This is a genomic window from Fructilactobacillus hinvesii (genome assembly GCF_024029435.1).
In the GTDB taxonomy this organism is placed as follows: Bacteria; Bacillota; Bacilli; order Lactobacillales; family Lactobacillaceae; genus Fructilactobacillus; species Fructilactobacillus hinvesii.
This window is the reverse complement of sequence record NZ_CP097118.1, coordinates 39,379-64,251: the sequence shown is the minus strand read 5'-3', so window position 1 is coordinate 64,251 and position 24,873 is coordinate 39,379. Positions and strand designations below refer to the sequence as shown.

At 42.0% G+C, this 24,873-nt stretch carries 21 protein-coding genes, 1 tRNA gene and 1 CRISPR repeat array; of the genes, 19 read left to right on the top strand and 3 right to left on the bottom strand.

What is annotated here, in order from left to right; all coding sequences use genetic code 11:
- Window position 1 precedes the first annotated feature (1 nt).
- Window positions 2-184, top strand: coding sequence for a hypothetical protein (locus M3M39_RS00320; RefSeq protein WP_252797259.1), 183 nt, complete (start codon window positions 2-4; stop codon window positions 182-184).
- Window positions 185-223: 39 nt separating this feature from the next.
- On the opposite strand, the gene thiD is transcribed toward M3M39_RS00320, so the two are convergent.
- On the bottom strand, window positions 224-1,027 hold the full coding sequence (gene thiD / locus M3M39_RS00315; protein ID WP_252797258.1) for a bifunctional hydroxymethylpyrimidine kinase/phosphomethylpyrimidine kinase: 804 nt from the start codon (window positions 1,025-1,027) through the stop codon (window positions 224-226).
- Window positions 1,028-1,127: 100 nt separating this feature from the next.
- Between thiD and M3M39_RS07460 the strand changes: the two genes are divergently transcribed.
- Window positions 1,128-1,253 (top strand): hypothetical protein, encoded by a 126-nt coding sequence (locus tag M3M39_RS07460; protein WP_274705478.1) that lies wholly within the window; start codon window positions 1,128-1,130, stop codon window positions 1,251-1,253.
- A gap of 43 nt (window positions 1,254-1,296) precedes the next feature.
- Here the strand turns inward: M3M39_RS07460 and M3M39_RS00310 are convergent, their stop codons facing one another.
- Window positions 1,297-1,734 (bottom strand): hypothetical protein, encoded by a 438-nt coding sequence (locus M3M39_RS00310; RefSeq protein WP_252797257.1) that lies wholly within the window; start codon window positions 1,732-1,734, stop codon window positions 1,297-1,299.
- Window positions 1,735-1,844: 110 nt separating this feature from the next.
- Here M3M39_RS00310 and M3M39_RS00305 point away from each other — a divergent pair, with 110 nt between their 5' ends.
- The 12 genes from M3M39_RS00305 (at window position 1,845) to M3M39_RS00250 (ending at window position 14,308) form a co-directional block, all read left to right on the top strand.
- Complete coding sequence (locus M3M39_RS00305; protein ID WP_252797256.1) at window positions 1,845-2,561, top strand: ribonuclease H family protein; 717 nt, start codon at window positions 1,845-1,847, stop codon at window positions 2,559-2,561.
- Window positions 2,551-3,123 (top strand): sugar O-acetyltransferase, encoded by a 573-nt coding sequence (locus tag M3M39_RS00300; protein WP_252797255.1) that lies wholly within the window; start codon window positions 2,551-2,553, stop codon window positions 3,121-3,123. Before M3M39_RS00305 ends, M3M39_RS00300 begins: the two co-directional genes overlap by 11 nt.
- 150 nt (window positions 3,124-3,273) lie before the next feature.
- Window positions 3,274-4,866, top strand: a complete 1,593-nt coding sequence (locus M3M39_RS00295) for a BCCT family transporter (RefSeq protein ID WP_274705492.1) — start codon at window positions 3,274-3,276, stop codon at window positions 4,864-4,866.
- A gap of 64 nt (window positions 4,867-4,930) precedes the next feature.
- A complete protein-coding gene (locus tag M3M39_RS00290) occupies window positions 4,931-5,377 on the top strand; it encodes a universal stress protein (RefSeq protein ID WP_252797253.1) in 447 nt (148 codons plus the stop codon).
- 32 nt (window positions 5,378-5,409) lie between these two features.
- Window positions 5,410-6,045 carry a DNA-3-methyladenine glycosylase gene (locus tag M3M39_RS00285; RefSeq protein ID WP_252797252.1) on the top strand — a complete coding sequence of 212 codons (636 nt, stop codon included), beginning with the start codon at window positions 5,410-5,412 and terminating at the stop codon, window positions 6,043-6,045.
- Between the two features lie 161 nt (window positions 6,046-6,206).
- Window positions 6,207-6,755 (top strand): ECF-type riboflavin transporter substrate-binding protein, encoded by a 549-nt coding sequence (locus M3M39_RS00280; RefSeq protein ID WP_420842999.1) that lies wholly within the window; start codon window positions 6,207-6,209, stop codon window positions 6,753-6,755.
- A gap of 6 nt (window positions 6,756-6,761) precedes the next feature.
- Window positions 6,762-8,465 carry an ABC transporter ATP-binding protein gene (locus tag M3M39_RS00275; RefSeq protein ID WP_252797251.1) on the top strand — a complete coding sequence of 568 codons (1,704 nt, stop codon included), beginning with the start codon at window positions 6,762-6,764 and terminating at the stop codon, window positions 8,463-8,465.
- Entirely contained in the window at window positions 8,452-9,282 is an 831-nt protein-coding gene (locus tag M3M39_RS00270) for an energy-coupling factor transporter transmembrane component T family protein (protein WP_420842998.1), read from the top strand. The genes M3M39_RS00275 and M3M39_RS00270 overlap by 14 nt, the downstream gene beginning before the upstream one ends.
- Before the next feature lie 72 nt (window positions 9,283-9,354).
- Window positions 9,355-9,428: transfer RNA gene (locus M3M39_RS00265), tRNA-Pro, on the top strand.
- Window positions 9,429-9,676: 248 nt separating this feature from the next.
- On the top strand, window positions 9,677-10,705 hold the full coding sequence (gene adhP / locus M3M39_RS00260; protein ID WP_252797249.1) for an alcohol dehydrogenase AdhP: 1,029 nt from the start codon (window positions 9,677-9,679) through the stop codon (window positions 10,703-10,705).
- Window positions 10,706-10,790: 85 nt separating this feature from the next.
- On the top strand, window positions 10,791-13,409 hold the full coding sequence (gene adhE / locus M3M39_RS00255) for a bifunctional acetaldehyde-CoA/alcohol dehydrogenase (RefSeq protein ID WP_252797248.1): 2,619 nt from the start codon (window positions 10,791-10,793) through the stop codon (window positions 13,407-13,409).
- Between the two features lie 134 nt (window positions 13,410-13,543).
- A complete protein-coding gene (locus M3M39_RS00250) occupies window positions 13,544-14,308 on the top strand; it encodes an alpha/beta fold hydrolase (RefSeq protein ID WP_252797247.1) in 765 nt (254 codons plus the stop codon).
- A gap of 53 nt (window positions 14,309-14,361) precedes the next feature.
- On the opposite strand, the gene M3M39_RS00245 is transcribed toward M3M39_RS00250, so the two are convergent.
- Window positions 14,362-15,675 (bottom strand): D-alanyl-D-alanine carboxypeptidase family protein, encoded by a 1,314-nt coding sequence (locus tag M3M39_RS00245; protein WP_252797246.1) that lies wholly within the window; start codon window positions 15,673-15,675, stop codon window positions 14,362-14,364.
- A gap of 197 nt (window positions 15,676-15,872) precedes the next feature.
- Here M3M39_RS00245 and cas9 point away from each other — a divergent pair, with 197 nt between their 5' ends.
- The 5 genes from cas9 (at window position 15,873) to M3M39_RS00220 (ending at window position 24,858) form a co-directional block, all read left to right on the top strand.
- Entirely contained in the window at window positions 15,873-19,898 is a 4,026-nt protein-coding gene (gene cas9, locus M3M39_RS00240) for a type II CRISPR RNA-guided endonuclease Cas9 (protein ID WP_252797245.1), read from the top strand.
- 208 nt (window positions 19,899-20,106) lie between these two features.
- Window positions 20,107-21,012: a type II CRISPR-associated endonuclease Cas1 gene (gene cas1, locus M3M39_RS00235; protein ID WP_252797244.1), complete on the top strand. Its 906-nt coding sequence runs from the start codon at window positions 20,107-20,109 to the stop codon at window positions 21,010-21,012.
- Window positions 20,990-21,295 carry a CRISPR-associated endonuclease Cas2 gene (gene cas2, locus M3M39_RS00230; RefSeq protein ID WP_252797900.1) on the top strand — a complete coding sequence of 102 codons (306 nt, stop codon included), beginning with the start codon at window positions 20,990-20,992 and terminating at the stop codon, window positions 21,293-21,295. Before cas1 ends, cas2 begins: the two co-directional genes overlap by 23 nt.
- The gene (gene csn2, locus M3M39_RS00225) at window positions 21,292-21,957 is read left to right on the top strand and encodes a type II-A CRISPR-associated protein Csn2 (protein ID WP_252797243.1); all 666 of its coding nucleotides are present in this window, start codon (window positions 21,292-21,294) and stop codon (window positions 21,955-21,957) included. Before cas2 ends, csn2 begins: the two co-directional genes overlap by 4 nt.
- A 20-nt stretch (window positions 21,958-21,977) precedes the next feature.
- Window positions 21,978-23,663: direct repeats of the CRISPR family, unit length 36 nt; unit sequence GTTTTAGAAGTATGTCATTTCAATGAGATTAAGAAC.
- 541 nt (window positions 23,664-24,204) lie between these two features.
- Window positions 24,205-24,858 carry an NAD(P)-dependent oxidoreductase gene (locus M3M39_RS00220; protein ID WP_252797242.1) on the top strand — a complete coding sequence of 218 codons (654 nt, stop codon included), beginning with the start codon at window positions 24,205-24,207 and terminating at the stop codon, window positions 24,856-24,858.
- Window positions 24,859-24,873: the final 15 nt, after the last annotated feature.

Below are 24,873 nucleotides of genomic sequence, written 5' to 3'. Positions count from 1 at the left end.
CATGGAAACAGAAGCATGGCTCCAAGCTGAAATTCAGCGACTAGAAGCAGCCAATCCAACCGCACCCTTAACCACTCAAGCTCTACTTGCAGCGACCCAACAAGTTGCTCAGGAACAAGCGCTTCGGATCGAACAAGCGGAAGCCGAGTTAGATGGACGGATCTGGAGCCCGAACAAGTGGTAAAAAAATAATCTGAACCAATTTTGGTTCAGGTTATTTTAGTTATTTAGTGGCCCAGTGGTTAATTGGTCCAAATTGGTGACCAACGTTAATCCCATTTTTGATGCAGGCATCCACGTATTTCTTGGCATTTCGAATCGTCGTTTCCACTGATTTACCGAGGCCAAGTTCGGCGGTAATGGCGGCCGAAAGGGTGTCTCCAGTGCCGTTTTTGTGGGTAGTTTCGTAGTAAGGTTCCGTCATTTCAAAGGAGTCTCCGTTTTCAAGCAACACGTAGTCCGTGACGGTTGTTTGGTTATCCTGATCGTGACGACCCTTGACCATCACGTTTCTGGCCCCCATTTTCTGTAACTGATGAGCTGCCTGAGCCTGAAAATCGGGTAAGTCTGGATCCAAACCGCTGAGTTTGACGGCTTCAAAGAAGTTTGGAGTTAAGACCTCTGCTAACGGAATCAAGCGTTGGACGAGGGTTTCGTAGGCCGCATGTTCGAGGAGCATGTCCCCATGCTTAGTAATGATAACTGGATCAACCACGAGGGGACCAAAGTCGTATTTTTCGTAGTTATTGGCGACCGTGTTAATGATGTCGGCATCAGCAAGCATTCCGGTTTTGGCAGCGCGGATGTGAAAGTCATTAGCGAGATCCTTAAATTCTTGGCTGATAAAATCAGCACTCATGTTGACACCGGCATGAATGCCAAAGGAATTACCAGAGACACAGGCCGTAATAATCGTGGCACCGTAAACTTGTTTAGCAAAAAAGGTTAAGAGGTCGGCTTGCATACCGGCACTGCCGTCACTGTCGCTTCCGGCGATGGTAACAACTTGGGGATAATCATTCAGCATAAGGGACACACCTTCCTGAAGAAATTTGATTTTTCTACGTTGGGTGTATTATAATACAGGGAGCTGTTATTTGTAAGTCTAAAGTAAAGGAGTGTTCATCATGAGAATTTGTCATCCAAATGGTGTCCAAGGTCGTCGGCCAATCGACCAGAAAAAACGTAAAAAAGAACAAAAACGAGTTGCAGATTTACAAAAGTTCTTGAAACAAAAACCTGCTGCTAAGTAAAGTAAAAAGGGATTACGAAATAATTTTCGTAATCCCTTTTTACTTATTTCTTGGCTTTCGTAGCCTTCACAATTTCTTTTTTCTTCAATTTGGACATAGCCCGCAACTGATCTTTAATTTCATTGATTTCTGCTACGTGACTTTCTTTCCATTTGGCAAATGAATTGCTGGAGTCCGTGTCGGCTGGTGTTAAGCCCGTATTTAACCAAAACATTGCTTCTGAAAGACTGTTAAAGTTCCGCAGCCATAAGCTCTGACCGTTTTCAGAGTCAAAGGCAACGTATGAACGCGACTTTTTCTTTAAGAAAGTGTGTCGTCTAATTTTAAAAGCTTCTCTTTTTCTGGTTAAATAGTAGTCGGGTAAGATATAACTGCCAGCTGAGATTAATTGAGGAAAACGTTCATTGCGCTTGGCATGACGATCGCGCAACATTTTCATGGCTTGGTCAGCCGTGATTAGTTTAATATTAAGCTCAGACATATTATTCTCCTCCATTTCTACTATTATTTTTACATAAAAAGCACGTCCTGCAAAGGATTTAGACCGATTAATTCTGAAGTTTTTCTGTAAATTAGAAAGGAAGTGGTTTGATGGTGAAAAGCCAAAAATACTACGCCGTGCGTAAGGGACGCCAACCGGGAATTTACCGTAGCTGGGTTGAAACCAAGGAGCAAGTCGAACGGTTCCCACAGGCCCAGTACAAGAGTTTTGCTACCCAAAGGGAGGCAGAGCGGTTCATGCATGCTTATGCTCAGTCCAATCGAGCGCAACAACAGCCGGCCACCAGGCCTGGATCGTTAACCAAACGCCCACAGATCGTGGTCTTTACGGACGGAGGATCTCGAAACCACGGCAACGTCGCTGGGGGACACGTCAAAAATACCGATCCGGCTGCCTGGGCCTATCTAATTGACTATCAAGGTCGCCAACATAGTGATTCTGACGGTGAGTGGGGTGTGACCAATAACAAGATGGAAATCACAGCGTTAGTAAAAGCGTTACAATGGTTATGTGATAATCAGTTTAATCAACTTTCCATCGGCGTGGTCTCTGACTCTAAGTATGTGCTAGATGCCATCGAAAAGGGGTGGCTTTCCGGCTGGAAGCGACGGGGTTGGCGCCGGGCAAACGGAGAGCTGAAAAATCAGGAACTGTGGCAAAAGTTAGATGCCTTGCTAGGTGAATTTCCTAAGTTGCAACTGGCTTGGACCAAAGGGCACGCGACGAACCACGGGAACGTTTTTGTGGACGAACGCTTAAACCAAACGATGGATCAGATGGAAAGGAAGCACACCGATGACAACTGAACGAGAAAAAATGACGGCCGGAGAGTCATTTAACCAGTTTGATCATGAACTAATTAAGCGCCGAATTTTAGTGCGCAAGCTGTTACAAAAAATTAATAACACCCCTGATAACGAGGAACGCAATACGATGATTAAAGGTCTCTTGGCAGAGACCGGAGCTGAATTTTTCGTAGAGAGTGGCTTGCAGTTTGACTATGGGTTTAACGTCCACATTGGCAATAACTTCTTTGGTAATTATAATTTAACCCTGCTGGATTCCTGTCCAATCCGGTTTGGGAAAAATTGTTACATTGGACCTAACTGTGGGCTATACACTAACATTCACCCGTTAAATGCCCGCCAGCGAATTAACGACGTGGAACTAGGCGCTCCAATTACCATTGGTGATAATGCCTGGTTTGGGGGAAACGTTACGATTTTACCGGGCGTCACCCTGGGCAACAACGTGGTTGTGGGTGCCGGAGCGGTAGTTACGAAGTCGTTTGGTGATGACGTGGTGCTTGCCGGTAATCCCGCCCGGGTAATCAAAACAATTGATAATCATGATTTGGAAGAAAGATAAAAGTGTTATAATCAGAATCATTTAAAAGTTAAAAATGCCGCTATTAGGTTCGAATTTCGAGGCACGTAGCGGCATTTTTGTGTGAAAAAGCCTTGAGCTTTCAGGAGGACCACTATTTTTAAGCATTTCAACATTGATAAATTCGTTTTTATTCCAACCATGGTGATTTTTGTGGTGGCCTCGGTCATCTTAATTGCCGGGGGAAGCACGTTGCAGGGAGATCTAGCTACGGCACTAGCGTGGATCACCAAGCAGATGGGGTGGGCCTACATGATAGTCTACATCATTAATTTCGTTTTTTTCATGTGGTTGATTTTTAGTAAGTACGGAGCAATTAAGCTTGGAGACCCCAATTCAACGCCCCAGTATAGCAGTTTGCAATGGGGGAGCATGGTCTTTGCGACGGCGATTGACGCTAGCATTTTAATGCTTAGTATGGTCGACCCGATTCGTTACGTCTCGCATCCAGCCTTTGGAATTAAACCCTTCTCAGAGGATGCCTATAATTACGCGCACATGCTGGGTCAGTTTGACTGGGGTCCGATGGCATGGATGATGTTTGCTCCAGCTGCAATCGCGATTGGCTACATTTTATTCGTGAAGAAGAATAAGGTGCAGCGTTTGAGCAAGTCGATTAATTTTTTACAGGGAGACGCTAAGTGGCAGTATGCGGGACGCCAGTTGGTTGATTTTCTGGTGGTCTTTGGAATCATGGGCGGGGTTGGCTCGTCCGTTGGAATGGAAATTCCCATTATCTCTAACGTTTTGAGTGGTTTGACCGGCTGGCCTGATAGTATGGCCCTCAAGCTGGGCTTGTTTGCCATTTTATTCGTGATCTTTGCCTGGACCGTCTGGCACGGTTTGAATGGAGGAATTGACCGGTTAAGCGACATGCACATTTGGACCGCCATTATCTTTTTAGCCTTCGTTTTGTTAGTCGGCCCCACGATTTACATTTTAAGCTCGGAAACAAACAGTCTGGGGCTGTTAGCTAGTAACTTCATTAAGCTCAGCACCAACACGGTTCCAAACGGGACCCCAGACATTGCGAATTCTGAAACCATCTTTTACTGGGGTTGGTGGTTATCATACATGCCAGTGATGGGGCTGTTCATTGCTCGGATCTCTAAAGGACGGACAATTCGCCAGGTCCTGTTGGGAATGATGATGTACGGTTCCGCAGGGTGCTTAAGCTTTTACGCCATTTTAGGGGGCTACTCCTTGTGGTTGCAAAAGAATGGCGTGATTAACCTCGTCCACATTTTGAATACCCACGGGCAGGCTGCTGTGATTACGGCGGTGCTGGGGACGCTTCCCATGAAGGGAATTGTGTTTGCAGTTTATTGTTTATCCTGTTTTATTTTCTTGGCCACGACGATTTCTTCTTCGGCCTACATCGTGTCTTCCTTTACGAGTTTGAAGTTAAAGGGGAACCAGGATCCCAGCCAAGTTAATCGGATGACCTGGGTCGTTGTCTTTGTACTCTTTGCCTTTGGAATTGTCGTAGTTGGTGGCTTTGATACCATTCAAACCTTCTGTGCGATTGCTGGATTCCCGTTAATGTTTGTCTGCATCATGATTCTGATTTCCATTTACCACATGGTGAAAAACGACGAAGGAATCGTACTCAAAGCCAAGGGAATGGAAGACATGCGGGTCGAAAAGAAGAAGGAAAAGATGCGACGGATTCGGGCTCGGCACATGATTGCCCAGTTGAACGCCAAGGACGACGATGAGGATTAACGGTTAAATTCAACCGGCGAGAAAAATGGTTTCATGCTATGATAAAGACGAGGAGGTGAGATAAATGAGTCAAGTAGAGCCATTAGAATTCAAACGGATTTTATTGACAATTGATGCTGATGATCCAGAGGCTAACGTGCGCGCATTAAGTTATGCAGTAACGCAGGCGAAAACGTTCCACGCCCATCTCGGAATTTGTTCGGTATTAGAGGGTGGTGACATTAACATTTACGATTCTCTGACACCGAAGAAATTGGACGAGAAGCGGGATGCTTTAAACCAGGTGATTTACAAGTACGTTGACATGGCCAAGGACGCTGGAGTGCAAGAAGTCACGGGAATTGCCAGTGAAGGTGGCGACATCGACGATGAAATCCTCGACACCATTATTCCTGATTTCAAACCAGATTTGTTGGTTTGTGGGGCAGATAAGGGTGGCGAACACCACTTTTACAGCATCAGTGTGAAGTTGGCTAAACGCGCTAAGATTTCAGTAATCGTGGTGCGGTAGTTAATGACGATTTTTAAAGGCGGACGCGAGCAGTGACAGAGAGACTACGACGGTTCTTTGCAACGGGAACCACGGATGAAATTACCAAGCGGTTACTAGGCAAGCTCTTGCTTTATCATTCCCCACAGGGATTGATGAGTGGCTACATCACGGAGGCTGAGGCCTATCTCGGACAGAGAGATTCTGCGGCTCATGCTTACCAAGGAAAGCGTACTCCAGCTAACGAAGCTCTTTATGGGGTTCCTGGAACGATTTACATCTATTCGATTCATTCTAGACTCTGTTTGGATGTGGCGGCGCAAGCCAAGGACGTTCCGGAAGGGATTCTGATTCGCGGTTTAGAACCGGTTCAGGGCCGAGAATTGATGGAACAAAACCGAGCGAAACATGGTTATGATCTAACCAATGGACCCGGTAAGTTGATGGAAGCCCTTGGGATTACCGATAAGCGCCTTAACGAACTTGAATTTGGCGAGACCGCTCTAGACATTGACTTAGACCACGGAAAAGTTCCCCACCAAATTGTGGCCAGTGGCCGAATTGGGGTAAGTGATCGGGGCAGTTGGACGGAAAAACCGTATCGGTTCTACGTGGCTGGGAATCCATACGTCTCAAAGTTGCCCAAGCGCTCCTTTGACCTTGAAAATCACGGTTGGAAAACTGAATAAAATGCACAGCGTGGCTCCTTAATTACGGTTAGGGGGTCACGTTTTTTAGTACGAACTACTCTTAGATGAAAACCGAACTATTTTCTGGAAGTGATTGAGATAATCCCTAATTAACCGTATAATGGTGAATGTATTAAAAAATTAAAGGGAGAATAATACTCATGAAAAGTTTATCGGTGAAAAAAGTGGTGGCCATTGGGATTGGAGCGGCAATCTTTGTCATTTTAGATCGCTTTGCATCGATTCCAACTGGCTTTCCGAACACAAACTTGGCTACGACCTACGCCTTTTTGGCCCTTTTTGCGCTGATTTATGGACCGGTAGTGGGCTTTTCCGTCGGTTTCATTGGTCACGCGTTAAATGACTTTATGATGTTTGGAAACCCCTGGTGGAGTTGGGTCCTTTGTTCCGCCTTATTTGGATTGGTAATCGGTTACTTTGGGAAGTACTTTAAGGTTCGGGATGGCATCTTTTCTGGAAAAGACATGCTGTGGTTCAACCTGCTGCAAATTGTGACGAACTACTTACTTTGGGCGCTGGTTGCCCCAACGTTGGATATCCTGATTTACAGTGAGCCCGCTAGCAAGGTTTACGTGCAGGGATTACTATCAGGAACTTTAGACAGTATTTCCGTCGGGGTGTTAGGGACGATTTTGATTAAAGCCTATGCGGCCACGCGGGTTCGCAAAGATAGTTTACGAAAAGAGTAGGTCACGATGACAAAACCGATCATTGAGTTTCATGATTTTTCGTTTAAATATAATAGCCAGGCAGAACCGAATTTAACTAACGTTAACCTCACCGTGCAGCCGGGGGAGAAGTTGTTGATTTTAGGACCGTCTGGAAGCGGAAAGTCAACGTTAGCAAAGTGTATCAACGGCCTAATTCCTGGTGAGGATCAGGGCACCATTACGGGGAGTGGACAAGTAGCGGGTCATCCGCTGGGCACCACGTCCCTGTTTGACCTTTCTTTTTCCGTTTCAACCGTACTCCAAGATCCAGATAGTCAGTTTACGGGCTTAACTGCAGGCGAAGACATGGCTTTTATGCTCGAAAATGACGCCATGCCCCAGACGCAAATGAAGCAGGTGGTTGCAAAGTGGGCCAAGCGGTTGCAAATTCAGAATTTACTACAACAAGCGCCCCAGTCTCTATCCGGGGGCCAAAAACAAAAGGTGTCGTTAGCCGGAGTGCTAGTCAATCAGGCTCCCATTTTACTGTTAGATGAACCGTTAGCTAATTTGGATCCGATTGCTAGTCATGAAATTCTAGACCTCGTGGGGAAATTACAGCAGGAACTCGGCTTTACCCTGGTGATGATTGAACACCGGCTGGATTTGGTTTCGGCTCTGGATTTTGATCACGCGATTGTGTTGAACGATGGCCACATCGTCAGTGATTCGGACATTACGACGTTATTGAAAACGGACGTGTTAGAGACGAACGGAATTGAACCACCACTCTACGTTCGGGTGTTAAAGGCAGCTGGAGTGGACGTGACCTCCGTGCCAAACTTAGCAAATGTACATCAGCTAGAGCTGACCACGGAGCACCAGAAGCAAATCCAGCGCTGGGGGTCAATGGAAACTCAAACGGTGAATACAAGAACACAGGTAACGCCACTACTAACCTTACAAGACGTTGGCTTTCAGTACTCAACCAGTCAACAGGCAACCTTAAAGGATGTAAACTGCACGATTAACCAGGGAGATTTTATTAGCGTTGTTGGACAAAACGGGGCCGGTAAATCAACCCTGATGAAGTTGATTTGTGGCTTTTTACGGGGCACTGGAACAATTAAATGGCAGGGGGAATCCTTGGAGCCTGCTTCCATTAAAGAAATTGCGGAGCACATTGGGTACGTGATGCAGGATCCTAACCAGATGCTGTCACAAAAAACGGTCTTTGCCGAGGTCGCGTTGGGCTTGCAGTTACGCCATGCAGACCAGATTGAAACAAAGGTCAATGACGTATTGCGGGTGTGTGGACTGTATCCGTTTCGCAACTGGCCCCTCAGTGCGCTTAGCTTTGGGCAACGAAAGCGGGTCACCATCGCAGCCATTTTGGTATTACAGCCCCAGCTGTTGATCTTAGACGAACCCACCGCCGGACAGGATTGGCAGACCTATACAGAAATCATGAGTTTCTTAGAACAGTTGCACCAACGGGGAATGACCATCATGCTGATTACTCACGATTTAGAATTGATGGCACAGTACAGTAATCGAGTCTTGGTGGTCGGAGGAGGCCGCTTGACGGCTGACGTTACCCCAGCGCAGCTACTCAACGATCAAGAGCTAATGCAAGCGGCCCACTTGTGTTCGACGAGTTTAGGGACGTTAGCAAAACGGTGTGAAACGACGGAAGCCCGCTTAATTGCCGGTTTAAAGGAAGGGGGAAATGAACGTGAACGAAACTAACACGTTGGGCTATCATCCGGGAACGACCTTTGTGTACCGAATCAACGCCACGGCCAAGTTACTATTTTTTCTGATTGTTTCCATTGCGTGCATGACCACTTTCGATACCCGCTTTTTGGGGTTAGTAGCCATTTTGTCACTGGTGATTTTTTGGTGGTCACGCCTAAAATGGCGCCAGGTGGCCTTTGTGGTGAAGTTTATCGCTTTCTTTTCGATTTTAAATGTCTTACTGGTGTTTGTCTTTTCTCCCCAGTACGGAGTGCATTTGTACGGCACAAAAACGGTGTTGTTGTCGGCGGGTTATTTCACTGTTACCACGCAGGAACTGTTTTACCTGGTAAACGTGACGCTCAAATACATCTGTACGGTGCCACTAGCCCTGGTATTTATCATGACGACGAATCCCAGCTTATTTGCATCGAGTCTGAACCGGTTGGGAATTAGCTATAAGATTAGTTACGCCGTGGCACTTACGTTACGCTACATTCCAGATGTGCAACGCGAATTTGGCGAAATTAAGGATGCCCAACAGGCCCGTGGTATTGAACTTTCTTCTAAAGGAAAGCTTAGCACGCGGCTTTACGGGATCATTAACATTATCATTCCGTTGATTCTAGCTAGTTTTGAAAATATTGATCGAATTAGCACGGCCATGCAACTGCGTCGGTTTGGGAGTAAGAAAAAGCGAACGTGGTACACGGCTCAACCGTTTCGCAGAATGGATGCTGTGGTGATTGGGTTAGCAATCTTGTTACTAGTGATGACACTGGTGCTCTTTCAGGTTAATCACGGGCGGTTCTATAACCCGTTTCAGTAACAGGGGAGTGTAACAATTTATGGTTTAACCACTAACCGACTTTGTGGTATCATAGTTAAGTAATGATACTAGCGGGATATAGCTCAGCTTGGTAGAGCGCATGCTTCGGGAGTATGAGGTCGCAGGTTCAATTCCTGTTATCCCGATTAGAATAACAGTGAGAGTGACGTTTGTAATTACGAACGGCACTCTTTTTATTTGGATGCTTTTGTGTATCTTCACACAAAATTAAATTTTACCCGATTGGGTATGATAAAGCGGTGATTGCAACGATTGGCGGATTACTTAAGCTTTTTTTAATGAAAAAAAGTGGTTTTTTTTGTTGACATGTGAATATTGTAACAATATAATGAATTCGTAAAGTAAAGGTTTGGTTTGGAAAGGGGAATGAATCATGAAAGCAGCAGTTGTGCATCCGAACTCAGATGGATACGTAGACGTCAAAGACGTTCAGTTACGTCCCATCGAAGATCATGAAGCATTAGTTAAAATTGAATATTGTGGATTATGTCACACGGATTTACACGTGGCCGCTGGGGACTTTGGCGAGGTGCCAGGGCGAATTATTGGTCACGAAGGGGTCGGTAAGGTAATCCAGGTTGGTAAAGACGTGGATAACTTAAAAATCGGTGATCGGGTGTCAATTGCGTGGTTCTACTCAGCGGACGGCACCTGTCGGTACTGTGTCACTGGAAACGAAACCCTCTGCCGGAACGTAAAGAACGCCGGCTTTAGCGTGGATGGAGCCATGGCTGAGGAATGCATCGTGGATGCTAAGTACGCGGTTAAGGTTCCGGATGAATTAGATCCCGTCCAGGCCACCTCCTTGACCTGCGCTGGGGTAACCACCTACAAGGCCCTCAAGGAAGGTGACACAAAGCCTGGAGACTGGGTCGAAATTGTCGGAGCCGGGGGACTAGGAAATCTAGCCGTCCAACTCGCTAAACACGTTTTTGGTGCTCGGGTAGTGGTTACCGACGGTGATCCAGCCAAGCTAGAAGCCGCTAAGGAAAACGGGGCAGATGTGGTCATTAACCGGCACGATGACGATGCAACCGACCAAATTATCAAAGCCACTGATGGCGGAGTGGACGCTTCCATCGTTACGGCGGTTAGTGCGACGGCCTTTACCAACGCGGTTAACGCTTTAGCTCCGAACGGAACGTTGGTTGCCGTGGCCTTACCCAAGGGTGACATGGCCTTAAACATTGATAAGACCGTTTTAGACGGGATTAAGGTGGCTGGTTCGTTAGTAGGAACCCGTGAAGATTTACGGGAAACCTTCGAATTTGGGGCTGCTGGCGAAGTGAAACCAATCGTTAAAACTGACAAACTGGAAAACATTAACCATGTCATTGATGATATGAAGGCCGGTAAGATCGTGGGCCGGGTCGTCTTTGACTTTACCGGGCAAACGGTCTAAGTAAATTAATAACCGGCAAACAGTCTGGTCCAACTGGGAAGTGGACTAGAACCTGCAGAACATGAAAGTAACCGGAGGAAAGAACATGTCTGACAAAAAAGAAGCAAAAGAAACCAAAGCAATTGACGCTACCATTGATAAAATGGTGAAAAAGGCGCACGTTGCCTTAGACGAAATGAGTCACTTTGACCAAGCTAAAGTGGATGAAATTACGCACGCCATGGTAATTGCCGGGGTCGATGCCCACCAACGGCTTGGTAAAATGGCTTACGAAGAAACCGGACGGGGAGTGGCCGAAGATAAGGCGATTAAGAACCTTTTTGCGACCGAAGAAATCTGGCACAGCATACGCAACGACAAAACGGTTGGTGTGATTGACGAAAATTCAGAAGAAGATTTGATTAAAGTGGCAGAACCACTGGGAGTGATTGCAGGAATTACTCCCGTAACGAACCCAACTTCAACGACGTTATTTAAATCGATTATCTCAATGAAGACACGGAATGCCATTATCTTTAGTTTGCACCCACAAGCCTTACAATCCTCAATTGAAGCAGCACGGATCATGCGCGATGCTGCCGTAGCCGCTGGGGCTCCTAAGGACTGTATTCAATGGATTGAAGAACCAAGCCGAGAAGCTACGAACGCTTTGATTAAGCACCCTGGCGTAGCTTGTACCTTAGCTACGGGTGGTCCTGGTCTGGTTAAGGCTGCTTACTCCACCGGGAAACCAGCCTTAGGGGTTGGTCCTGGGAACGGTCCGGTTTACATTGAAAAGACGGCCAAGATTCCAGAAGCTGTGAACGACATCGTCTTATCCAAGACGTTTGATAACGGGATGATTTGTGCTACGGAAAACAGTGCTGTGATTGACGACGTGATTTATGACGACGTGAAAGAACAGCTGGAACGCAACCGGGTTTACTTTGTTCCCGAAAAGGAACAACAACAGTTAACTGATGCTATGTTCGATAGCACGCGCTTGAGTGTTAAAGGACCAATCGCTGGGGCTACTGCTCAACAAATCGCTGACATGGCTGGGATCCAGATTCCAAAGGACACCCAGGTCTTAGCCGTAGAAATGACCGGAATTGGACCGAAGTACCCAATGTCTGGAGAAAAATTATCTCCTGTGATTTCGGTTTACCGTGCGAAAGGGCATGAAGAGGCCTTTGAGATTGTCAACAAACTGTTAGACTACGGTGGATTAGGACACACGGCTGCCATTCAAACTACTAACGAAGAATTGGCAACGAAATTTGGAGTTTCCGTAAAGGCTTCCCGGGTGATCGTGAACTCACCATCTGGGTTAGGAGGAATTGGGAACCTGTACAACAACATGACGCCTTCCTTAACCTTAGGAACTGGATCATGGGGGCAAAACTCAATTTCACATAACGTTACGGATTACGACCTGTTGAACATTAAAACAATCGCAAAGAGAAGAAATAACATGCAATGGATTAAACTACCAAAAATTTACTTCGAAAAGAACTCCGTGCGTTACCTAAAGGACATGCCGGACATTCAAAAAGCCTTTATTGTTACGAGTCCATCCATGGTTAAATACCACTACGTTGACAAGGTGCTCGATGAACTGAACGCCCGCGACGATGGGGTTCAATACTACATCTTCGATGACATTCACGGCGAACCAACGACGGAAACGGTGGATGCCGGAGTAATGCAAATGCGGGGCTTCCAACCTGATACGATTATTGCCCTTGGTGGAGGATCACCTCTGGATGCTGCTAAGATGATGTGGTTAATCTACGAAAACTCCGAAACGGACTTCTTTGGAGCTAAGCAAAAATTCTTGGACATTCGGAAACGGGCTTACCGCTTCGAAAAACCAAGCAAATCGAAGATGGTTGCCATTCCAAGTACGTCTGGAACTGGGTCTGAAGTAACCCCATTCTCCGTTATTACGGATGCCAAGTTACACATTAAGTACCCACTGGCTGACTATGCCTTAACTCCAGATGTGGCAATCATTGATCCACAATTTGTGAAGACGGTGCCAAAGAGCACAATTGCCGCTTCTGGATTGGATGCTTTGACCCACGCCATTGAATCATACGTTTCGGTAATGGCTTCTGATTACACCCGGCCGTTATCACTGCAAGCAATTAAGATGATTTTTGATAACTTGACTGCTTCTTACAACGGTGACATGGAAGCCCGTGACAAGATGCATACCGCTTCTACGATTGCCGGAATGGCTTTTGCGAATGCCTTCTTGGGAATTACTCACTCAATTGCCCATAAACTCGGGGGTCAATTCGGGATTACCCACGGAATTGCGATTGCCATCACCCTGCCACACGTCATTCGGTACAACTTCAAACAACCGAAGAAGATTGCAACGTGGCCGAAGTACGAATCCTTCCGGGCTGATCAAGACTACGCAGAAATTGCGCGCTACGTTGGCTTAGAAGGAAACACCAACGAAGAACTGAAGGAAGCTTTGGTTCACAAAGTGATCGACTTAGCTCACTCAGTTGGCGTAACCCTGAGCCTGAAAGCCCAAGGCGTGGACCGCAAAGAACTGGAAGACAAAGCACAACGGTTAGCTGAATTAGCTTACGGGGACCAATGTACAACTGCCAACCCGAAGGAACCATTGATTGCTGATTTGAAAGACATTATTTTGGATGAGTATGATGGAATCGGAGTGGAAACGGAAACTGATAAAGAAGTTTAGGTTTAACTAAAAAAAGCCTCCTGACTAGGAATTGCTAGTCAGGAGGCTTTTGGTTATTAAGGGAAAATTTGAAATCCCAAAATGATATAATGCGATTAATTAATGATTTGGAACGAATTGATGGAGAATAATAAATGCTAAACTTTATGACTGTAGGACAGGGATTTCCCGTGGTCTTATTGCATGGATATGAACTAGATAGCTCTAGCCTGATGCCACTCCTGGAACCCTTTTTTCAGAATCAATCCGTTGCTTATCAACGAATTTATATCGATTTACCAGGAATGGGGAAATCACGTGATCAATTGTTTATTAATTCAGCGAAGACTTTACAAATGGTAGTTGAAGTTATTAAGGCGTTGCAGTTATCCAAATTTGTCGTATTAGGACAATCATATGGTGGCTACCTAGCAACAAGATTAGTTAACTATTTTCCCCAGGAATTAGTGGCGCAGTTGTTAGTTGTCCCAATGGTAGTGCCTGCAACTTCCAAACGAAAGTTAGCCCAATTACAACACACCTACGTAAGCCCAGATGTAACTCAATTTAGTGCTGATTTTGCAAACGTGAACGTGGTCCTCAATCAACTAAAATATCGGTATTATCAGCAACAGATTGCTACCGTAATGACACAAAATCAAAGTCCAGTGTTAACGCGTGCGCTGCAGTCCATTCGTTACGAATTACCAGATTTAAGGGGACAAAAGTCTAAGTTAGCTACCACTGCCTTGGTTGGTAAATATGATAATATCGTAGGAAATCAGGACGTGGAAAGACTCCGCGGACATTATCTTAATTTAAAATTAAAGCACTACCAAAATTCCGGTCATAATTTGATGATTGATGAAACAGATCGTTTTTATGCCGATTTAACTACTTTTTTACGAACATTATTCTAACTAAAAACGGATTCTTCCCAGTAATAATTGGAAGAATCCGTTTTTAGTTTCATTTAATGGCGGGGCGTATAACGTGTTCTGAGCCAGATGACGAAGTAGCCCAAGCCGGCCAGAATGATAATCAGTTCGATTAATCCCCACAGGAGGCGTCCCCAAGCAATTGCATCGGAACTGGTAAAGATTACCGGAACGGATGAGGAATGAGAACGGAGAAACTGTAGGTGGGGTGCTGTCACGATTAAGTGACCAAATGGCTGTCCCTTTTGAAGGGGAGCTAACGGCGTGAAGAACTGTTTCAACCCGTCGTTAGGCTCTAGGCGACTTTTTAATTGGTCTGAATGGCGTAACCAATAATGCGGTGGATTATTAAATCCTAATGAAACGGTTGGTTGTTTCCCGTTAATCACCGGCAGAGTTTGGTACGGAAGCATGTGACGGTTGGGCGTGACCACCTTGAGCTGATTGAGTCCGTTAAGAATTTTAACGGTTTGGAGGTTTCGTTGTCCGACGGAAGCTCCAATGACAACGGTAATAACGCGCTGCTTTCCTTTCGTTGCGGTTGCGACTAAGTTTTCTCCAACCGTATTGCTCGTCCCAGTTTTGAAGCCATCTACTGTAAAGCCAGCGTGCCTACCAACCAGATGATTGGTAGCTGGCTCTGGAATCCCATTCCAACTAATTTGACTTAAAGAAGTGGTTTGCACAATGGTTGGATCTAATCGATAAAGCTTTTGAGCAACGAGAGCCGTTTCTGTGGCGGATAGTTTATTTTCAGTAGAACCACTAAGCTTATCATCTCCTAAAGAGCCCAATTCTCGATTAGTTAAACCGCAAGCATTATAAAGCGGAGCGTTCTTAATTCCCCATTTGGCTACCGTTTGTCGCATGATTTGCCCAAAGTCACCGTTTGGACCAGCAATGTAATTACCAAGGGCCATGGCGGCAGCATTAGCGGATGTTACTAAGCTAGCGTTGTACAGCTGCTTGACGGTATATGTTTGACCTGCCTGAAGGGGAACGTTGGTAAACAAAGGATTCTGACTTAAAGTGGCAACGGCACGACCAATCGGAACCTTGGTATTCCAATCAAGTTGGTGATCATGGATTCTTTGGCGGACGATGACTAGCGTAACTAGTTTACTGACAGAGGCAATTGGGAGACGTTGATTTGAATTTTTGCCATATAAAATTTGACCGTTATCAGCATCAATGGCAACGGCTCCCTTAGTCTGGGAATGAACCGTTTGGTCGGTCAAAGGAAGATCTTGCTCATTGACCGCTGCATGACCAGTGATGATTGTCCCGCTGAAGCTAAAACAGATTATGAACGAAAGAAATAATAACTTGAATGATCGAACTTTGGCCATCGTAAACCCACTTTCCTGTCAGAATATCGACCGGTAATTTTTAAAATTTTGTTAAGACTGCTCTTATTTTAGAATTTAATGAAACAAGCGTCAATTGGGATTTTATGAATGACAAACTGATGAATGAAGTAGTTAAACGACTGGGTTATTTTTTGAATAATGATATAATAATATTATTATTTAATTAGGAGGCCGTGATGAAAAGAAATGTACCGTACAATTTAGGCTTAGATATTGGAACAAGTTCGATTGGATGGGCAATTACCGATGAAAATAATCATTTGCTGTCTGTAAAAGGACACTATGGAATTGGGACACGTTTGTTTAAAGAAGGGCAGTCAGCTGCAGAACGACGAGGGTTTCGGACAACCCGACGTCGGTTGTCACGGCGCAAGTGGCGATTACGATTACTGACGGAAATTTTTGATGCTCCCATTGCAACAGTGGACCAGAGTTTTTATGCGCGCTTACGGCAATCAAACGTTTCACCACTGGATCCCAATAAAAAACAGGAGTTTACGGGAAATATTTTATTTAATGATCCAGATTTTACTGATCAAGACTACCACCATCAATATCCCACTATTTATCATTTGCGGCATGCTTTAGCGACGGAAAAACACCAATTTGACGTACGTTTAATTTATTTAGCTGTGCATCATTTGATTAAATACCGAGGGCACTTTTTGAATAAAGCGACCGCTGACAAATTTAAAAGTGGTGACATCGATTTATCGTCAGCATTTCAGCGATTAAATGAAATTTTTGTACGGCAGCAAAGAGACAGTTTAGTGCTTAAAACTACTGACGTAAATCAATTGGTTCCCACTTTAATTGATAAGGATCATTCTAAAAGTGATCGGCAAAAGCAAGTCGCTAGTGAAATTTTTGTCAGAGGAGCAAAAGATCAGAATCAGGTTAATCAAAAAATTGCGACAGAAATTATTAAGGCAGTTTTAGGGTTGAAAGCAAAGTTTAACGTAATTTTTGGAATGCAGGATCTTCCAAATCCCAAGGATTTTTCTCTAACGTTCAATAGTGATGATTTTGATGATAAAATTGCAGCTTTAGGTGTGCAAATTACGGATGAGGATCAAGAAATTTTAATGATTCTGCAAAAACTCTACTTTGCGATTGATTTAGCCGGGATTTTACAAAATTCAGAAGATGGGTCGATGCATGAGAGTGTTTCAGCTGCCATGATAGGGCGTTATGATCAACATCGTCAGGATTTAAGCCGATTAAAACTAATGGCAGAGCAACTAAAACAAGCCGGAAAAGTTCAACAAGCCAAGGCATTAAAGCAGGCTTATGCTGATTATGTCGATGGAGAGGTTAGCAAGTATAAAAAAATACCGTGGGATGAGTTCGCAAAACGAGTTGAAAAACAATTGGACGACTCTGCTCTGGCTGCTCAAATTAGAAATGCGATTGATAAGGGGCAATTTATGCCGAAACAGCGCTCTAAGGAAAATGGAGCGATTCCGTATCAATTACAACAACAAGAACTTGATGCCATTATTGAGAATCAGGGACGATACTATCCATGGTTATTAAAAGAAAAGGACTATTTAGATGCTTTAATTTCCTTCCGAGTCCCTTATTATGTAGGCCCGATGGTGGATCCTAACCAGGTAAATCAAGAAAATGGAAAGTTTGCCTGGATGAAGCGCAAAGAACAAGGTGAAATTAAACCTTGGAACTTTGAAGAAAAAGTTGATAAAACAGCTTCAGCCACTAATTTTATTAAACGAATGACCGCGACTGACACTTATTTAATTGGGGCGCCGGTTTTACCCAAAAATAGTTTGTTGTACCAAAAATTTACGGTTCTAAATGAATTAAATAAGTTAAAGGTTAACGTAAATGGAAAGAAAGTAGCTTTAGACCCTGATTATAAACAAGCAATTTTCAATCAGGTATATAAAAACCATAGACGGGTTTCTTTGAAACGAATTGCTGATTTCATGCAAGTCCAAGGTTGGATTGGAACAGATGCCGATCTTTCTGGAACGACCGATCAAAAGAATGTTAATAACACGTTGGGGACCTACAACGATTTTAAGCCGATTTTTGGCGATCAACTTGATAATCCAGATCGGCAAGCTGACTTGGAACGAATTATTGAATGGTCAACGATTTTTGAAGATGAACATATTTTTAAGCTAAAGCTAGACACGATTGATTGGCTTACCCAGGAGCAAAAGGAGCGCCTGGTAAAGCATCGGTATCAGGGCTGGGGACGTTTATCCCAACAACTATTAACTGGCATTACGAACGCTAACGGGGAACGGATAATTGATGTTTTGTGGAATACCGATCAGAATTTAATGGAAACGTTAGCTGATGATGGTTTTAAGGAAGCAATTCAGGAATTTAATGGCGAGAAGCTAGCTAAACAAAACGTTTTCGATGTCATCGCTGATTTATACACATCCCCCCAAAATAAAAAGGCCATTCGGCAGGTTCTGTTAGTTGTGGATGATATCGAAAAGGCCATGGGCTATGCACCATCCAACATCATGATTGAATTTGCTCGGGAAGATCAAAAAGATCATCGGCTGATTAATTCACGTTCTCGTCAATTAAACCAAATGTTTGAAAAAGCGAAGGACGAAGTTAGCGATTCAGTCCAAGCAGAATTGAAGGGAAAAACTAAGGATAAGATACAGATTAACGACCGACTTTATCTATACTTTGTGCAAGGAGGGAAGGATCTTTATTCTGGAGAACCGTTAGATATTGATCGGCTCTCTCAGTACGATATTGACCACATCCTGCCCCAATCGTTTATTCTGGATAATTCGTTAGATAATCGTGTTTTAACTTCTCAGAGTAATAATCGAGCTAAGAAAGCTGATCAATTACCGGGGGAAATTTTTGGACCTAAAATGAAAGGTTATTGGAACACGCTTCGCGAACATGGACTAATGACTTGGAAAAAGTACAATAACTTAACGTTAACTCCCGATAAGATTAGTAAATTTAATAATCAAGGACGTTTTATTAATCGGCAACTAGTAGAAACTAGACAGGTTATTAAACTGGTCGCAGAAATTTTACAGAATCAGTATGGAAATGATGGTAAAACTAATGTTGTAACGGTCAAAGCTGATTTAACCCATCACATGCGAACCAAGTTTAATTTCTATAAAAATCGAAACGTTAATGATTATCACCATGCTTTTGATGCTTATCTATCAGCGTTTGTGGGAAACTGGTTATTACAACAATATCCAAAGCTAAAACCATATTTTGTGTATGGGGATTTTGCTAAGGTTGGAATTAAAGACTTTAAGCAATTTAACTTCCTGTATCGATTTGAGCAAGAACATAAAATTGATGAAGACGGAACCGTTAAAAATGATTCTGATCAACTGCTAGGATACATGCGTAAGATATATCAATTGAAGAAAATGTTAGTAACCAAAGAACTGGAAACTAATCATGGTAATTTGTTTAAGCAAACGGTTTTTCCAGCACCTGCACATGATAAAAAAAGCCATAAATTAATAGATATAAAGAAAAACCGTCCAAGTGAAATATATGGAGGATACACTAGTCAATCAGCTTCTTTTATGGTTCTAGTTAAAGCGATTAAAGGGAAAAAATCTGAATATCGTTTAGCCAATGTACCAATTTCTAATCTGGTATGGCAACAACAAGGGATGTCGTTCGATGAAATGGTTGATAAATCGATTCGACCACAGTTTACAGGAAAAAATGGTAAAGTAAGCGAATATTACGTTATTAAGAATAAGGTCTACATTAATCAGCTTATTAAGGAAAATGGATCGTACTTTACTTTAGGTAGTAAGTATTATGAGCATAATGCACAACAATTAGTGCTGCCTGATTTAACAATGAAAATTTTAGATAAAAAAATAAGTGAAGTTAGTCGTGATGAGCTTATCATAGCATTTAACGAAATTATTGATACCGGGAAATGTTATTTTAAAGCTTATGATTTTGATGATATTTTAACTGTTAAAGCTAAATTTAATGATTTATCTAATTTAGAAGAAATGAGAACGATTATTGATAATTTATTAATTGGATTGCATGCCAATGCTACAATTACAAATCTTTCTAGTATTGGGATGTCTAGATATTGGGGTAGGTTCGTGTTAACTGCTGGTATTAAATTTGATCCAGAAACCGAATTTATTTACCAATCCCCAACCGGATTGTTTTCACGTATAGTAAAAATTTCTGATTTGTAAAACTTAAGTAACAAAAAGGGACGCTATCAGATGATAGTGTCCCTTCGTTCTATGTACGGCCCTTAAGGGCTCACAAGGATAAACTCCGCCAGAGGCATTGTTTGATTTTAACTCAGTATGTCATTTCAATGAGATTAAAAATCGTTGGCATCCCAACCAACAAAATAAATATAACGACTTTTCTAATAAAAGTCAAGGAGGGAAACAGATGGGGTGGAGAAGTGTTGTAGTCACGCAACATTCTAAAATTTCTTATTCGGGACGAAGAATCATTGTGCAGACAAATCAAAATATCAATGAGATCCCAATTGATGATATTGAAGTTCTTTTGATTAGTACAACTCAAGCAGTGATTACTGCTCGAGCAGTTAGTGAATTGGCTCGGGCGGCCGTTAAAGTTATTTTTTCGGATGATACGGGGGAACCAGTTTGTGAAACCGTTGATTATTTACCAAATAATCGAAGTGTTTCATTATTGGAACAACAATTTAATTGGGATGATGTACGAAAAGAGATGCTCTGGACTTGGTTAGTAACTGCGAAGATTCAGATGCAAATTACAGTACTGCAAAAGCAACAAATTGATACCAGCGAATTAGATTATGAGTTTCGTAAAATTGAGGTCAATGACGTAAGCAATCGTGAAGCAGTTGTCGCGCGGAAATATTTCCCGTTATTGTTTGAAACTGGTTTTGAACGGCGTAACTTTCAACCAGCTAACGCAGCTTTAAACTATGGTTACTCGATTTTATTGTCATTTATTAATCGGAACATTGTGGCTACTGGTTGTTTGACCCAATTAGGGATTCATCATCACAACGATGAAAATCAATTTAATTTGGGATCCGATTTAATGGAACCATTTCGTCCCATTATTGATTGGTGGGTAAGTGAACAATCAATTGAAGCACTAACACCGGAAGTTAAAATTAAGTTAATCGATTTATTAAACTTGGAGTTAAAGTTCAACGGAAAAAATACTATTTTGAAAAATGCACTGCGGACGCACGTTAATAATTGTATTGGTTATTTAAATGGGGAACGGGAGACAGCTAAAGTTGAGGTGGAATTAGGAGATGAGATATCGGATTATGCGCTTAATCGTAATGTTTGATTTACCGATAGATACAAGTGAAGATAGACGGAATTACCGTCAATTTCGCAAAGAATTAATTAATGAAGGTTTTTTAATGATTCAGTATTCTGTGTACGCGCGGGTTTGTGTTACAAAACAATCAGCGCAGTTTACGGAAAATCGAATTAAAACCTTTTTGCCACCGCGAGGATTGATTCAAACACTCACTGTGACGGAAAAGCAGTATAACAGTATGCATTTCTTGGTTGGAGATCAAAAGGATGATGTACGAAATACCTCGGATCGGACGGTGGTAATATGAAACTTACTTTGTATCCGTACGATGCCTTTAAAATTGAAGCAGGGATTCCAACCATTATTAGAACTAACAACCAATCTTTTTATTCCAATTTAATCATGGGGTTTCAAAGGAATGATAATTTAGTTTTAAGTGAAAACGATGAAAAAATAGAACTTAATAATGGACTGGATTTCTTGGGTAATGTTGTTACCAATCCAGATCTATTTCAATCCTTCAAGTCAAAATTTGAAAAGGAAATTATAGATAATCTAAATGAAAATGAACGACAACGGTTATATCAATTGGATCGAGAGGTAAAAAGCATTTTTCTGAATTCAATTTATTTAGAAGATTTTCCCTTAGCTGTAGATGAAGAATGGGACTTAAGAAAACAGTATAAATACTGTGGAGTCAGCTTTTTAGATAATTCATTATCTTCGCCATATGATATAATTAAGGAAGTTCTTAACTTATATCATAAATTTAATTTTAGAAAGTTAGTTGTTCTTAATGATTTATTCAATTATTTAGATGAAGAACATCAAATTCAGATATTTAGGTTGATTAAACAGTTGGAATTACATGTCTTACTATTAGATTTTTCCTGGCAACCATACTCCCAATTGCTGGAAGAATGCCGTTATTACAGCATTGATAAGGATTTTGTCATTTTTGAACGCTAGTTGGTGAATTATTACAGACGGTTTTAGAAGTATGTCATTTCAATGAGATTAAGAACCATAGCTAAAGGAATAATATAAAATAGAAAGTTTTAGAAGTATGTCATTTCAATGAGATTAAGAACGCGGCTTCCGGAGTTAAATCCTGGTCGAGGGTTTTAGAAGTATGTCATTTCAATGAGATTAAGAACGCATGAGATGGCTCATACTAGCGGCCGGCAGTTTTAGAAGTATGTCATTTCAATGAGATTAAGAACAAATAGTAGTCGTATTCGTCAACACTTGCCGTTTTAGAAGTATGTCATTTCAATGAGATTAAGAACTATGTTGAGGTCTTATTAAAGCTATCATTAGTTTTAGAAGTATGTCATTTCAATGAGATTAAGAACAACATATTGGGGATAAAATCAACAAACCTAGTTTTAGAAGTATGTCATTTCAATGAGATTAAGAACTTTTCTTTACTGTTTAAGTAAAGCACCTTGGTTTTAGAAGTATGTCATTTCAATGAGATTAAGAACGTGGGCGCGTGCATCAATATCATATTCTTCGTTTTAGAAGTATGTCATTTCAATGAGATTAAGAACCCATCGTCCCAAAGGGTAAAAAATGGTTTTGTTTTAGAAGTATGTCATTTCAATGAGATTAAGAACAACGGCGTTGCCGTCCTAAATCACCCTGATGTTTTAGAAGTATGTCATTTCAATGAGATTAAGAACATGAAAGCTGCGGACGATTCAGAACACGACGTTTTAGAAGTATGTCATTTCAATGAGATTAAGAACGCGGTTTCAGCCATCACGTGACGCGTTTCTGTTTTAGAAGTATGTCATTTCAATGAGATTAAGAACGAATTTCACTTCCGTAATTCAAGTGCCGGCGTTTTAGAAGTATGTCATTTCAATGAGATTAAGAACTAACTGCTGTTAAAGCATCCTCACTGTTGGGTTTTAGAAGTATGTCATTTCAATGAGATTAAGAACGACAGCAAAGCGGACGAAGAACGTCGGTACGTTTTAGAAGTATGTCATTTCAATGAGATTAAGAACCTCCTAAAGAGGAAAGAAAGATAATGGTGTGTTTTAGAAGTATGTCATTTCAATGAGATTAAGAACGGGTAGATTATTGTACTGGTTTACCGTTGGGTTTTAGAAGTATGTCATTTCAATGAGATTAAGAACTTTACGGGCGGTTTCTTCCGCTCGGGTGTTGTTTTAGAAGTATGTCATTTCAATGAGATTAAGAACTATTGCTGCCAAAGCTAGACACGTGTTGTTGTTTTAGAAGTATGTCATTTCAATGAGATTAAGAACATAACAATGGGACCAACCAGCAGGTTCGCTGTTTTAGAAGTATGTCATTTCAATGAGATTAAGAACTCAAGTTCTTTCATGATTCGCTTAGGCGTTGTTTTAGAAGTATGTCATTTCAATGAGATTAAGAACCGTTAGCGGTGCCGACAATGTAATGAACGTGTTTTAGAAGTATGTCATTTCAATGAGATTAAGAACTCTATCCATGTTGCTTCCTCCTTTTTTATTGTTTTAGAAGTATGTCATTTCAATGAGATTAAGAACTCTTCGGAAAGTTTCTCGACACTGCCACTCGTTTTAGAAGTATGTCATTTCAATGAGATTAAGAACTATTTTGTAAAAGTTGTTTATCTTCCGAATGTTTTAGAAGTATGTCATTTCAATGAGATTAAAAGTATTACAGCTAGAAAAATATCTTCTAAAGAAAAAGTTGTGATTCAAAAATGAATCACAACTTTTTATGTTTTCAGATAATTATTATTACTTTTATATTTGAGCTTAGTTATCGTAATGAAGAGGATAAGTAATCTTTAATGATTTTCTTAGTTCTTTGCTATTTTATTGCACTATATTATTGATTCGCCTCTTTTTTAAAGCTATCTTTTCTAGAAAAGCATGCTGATTCAGTTCTTTTGGTAGCTAATTAATGCTGATGAGTTTATGATTGACACATCATGAAATATTTAGGCTTACTAACATGTTTTGCGATTAGCTGGGCAGGATTATATCGAGACGTTAGGCGGTTGTATTATATAATCAAGTACCATCGGTACAGTTTTCATGATACGACAGGCTTTCGGCTGGTTTGGTTAGTGATTAGTCACATTATAATCGCATATTTTTTAACGTATCTTACTTTAGTTGTCCTGTATGACTTATTTTTCTAAGTAACTAAAAAATGAGGATTTAAATTAATCAAGGGGAAGGAGCTCGCTAGATGAAAATTATGATTATCGGTGCTACAGGGATGACCGGAACGGCCTTAGTTGCTGAAGCAGTCTCAAATGACCTCCAAGTGGTTGCGAATGCCCGTAATTCTCAAAAATTAACAGAGCTACAAGCAAAATTTCCTGAAATTGAAACTTTAACGAAAGATGCTTTTGCCTTAAAAGCAGCTGATTTTAACGATGTGGACGTTGTGATTGATGCGTTTGCTACGGCACCCGAGCACGCTTATTTACACGTGGATTTAGCCACGAAATTAATTGCGTTGTTTAGAAATAGTGAAAAACGACTCGGTTTTATCCTAGGCGCTGGGAGTTTGTACACTGATCAAAGCAAACAGCGGCTCGCCTATGATGACATTAAGGCCGATCCAACGACCAAATCATGGCGGGCGGTTCCAGAAAATCAGTTGTATGAACTTGAATTTTTGCAAAACGTGAAGAATGTGAACTGGTTTGGTGTATCGCCGGGATTAAACTTTATCCCGGGTCAAACAGCAGCTGAGGTCCTTCAAGGAACCGATTACTTACTGTTCAATGATCAGCAAGTTTCTGAAACTACTGCCCACACAATGGCCCATGTTGTGATACAGGAGCTGTTACAGCCACATCATTTCCAGACTCGCTTCACGGTAATTAATGGGTAATCTGATTGTTAATGA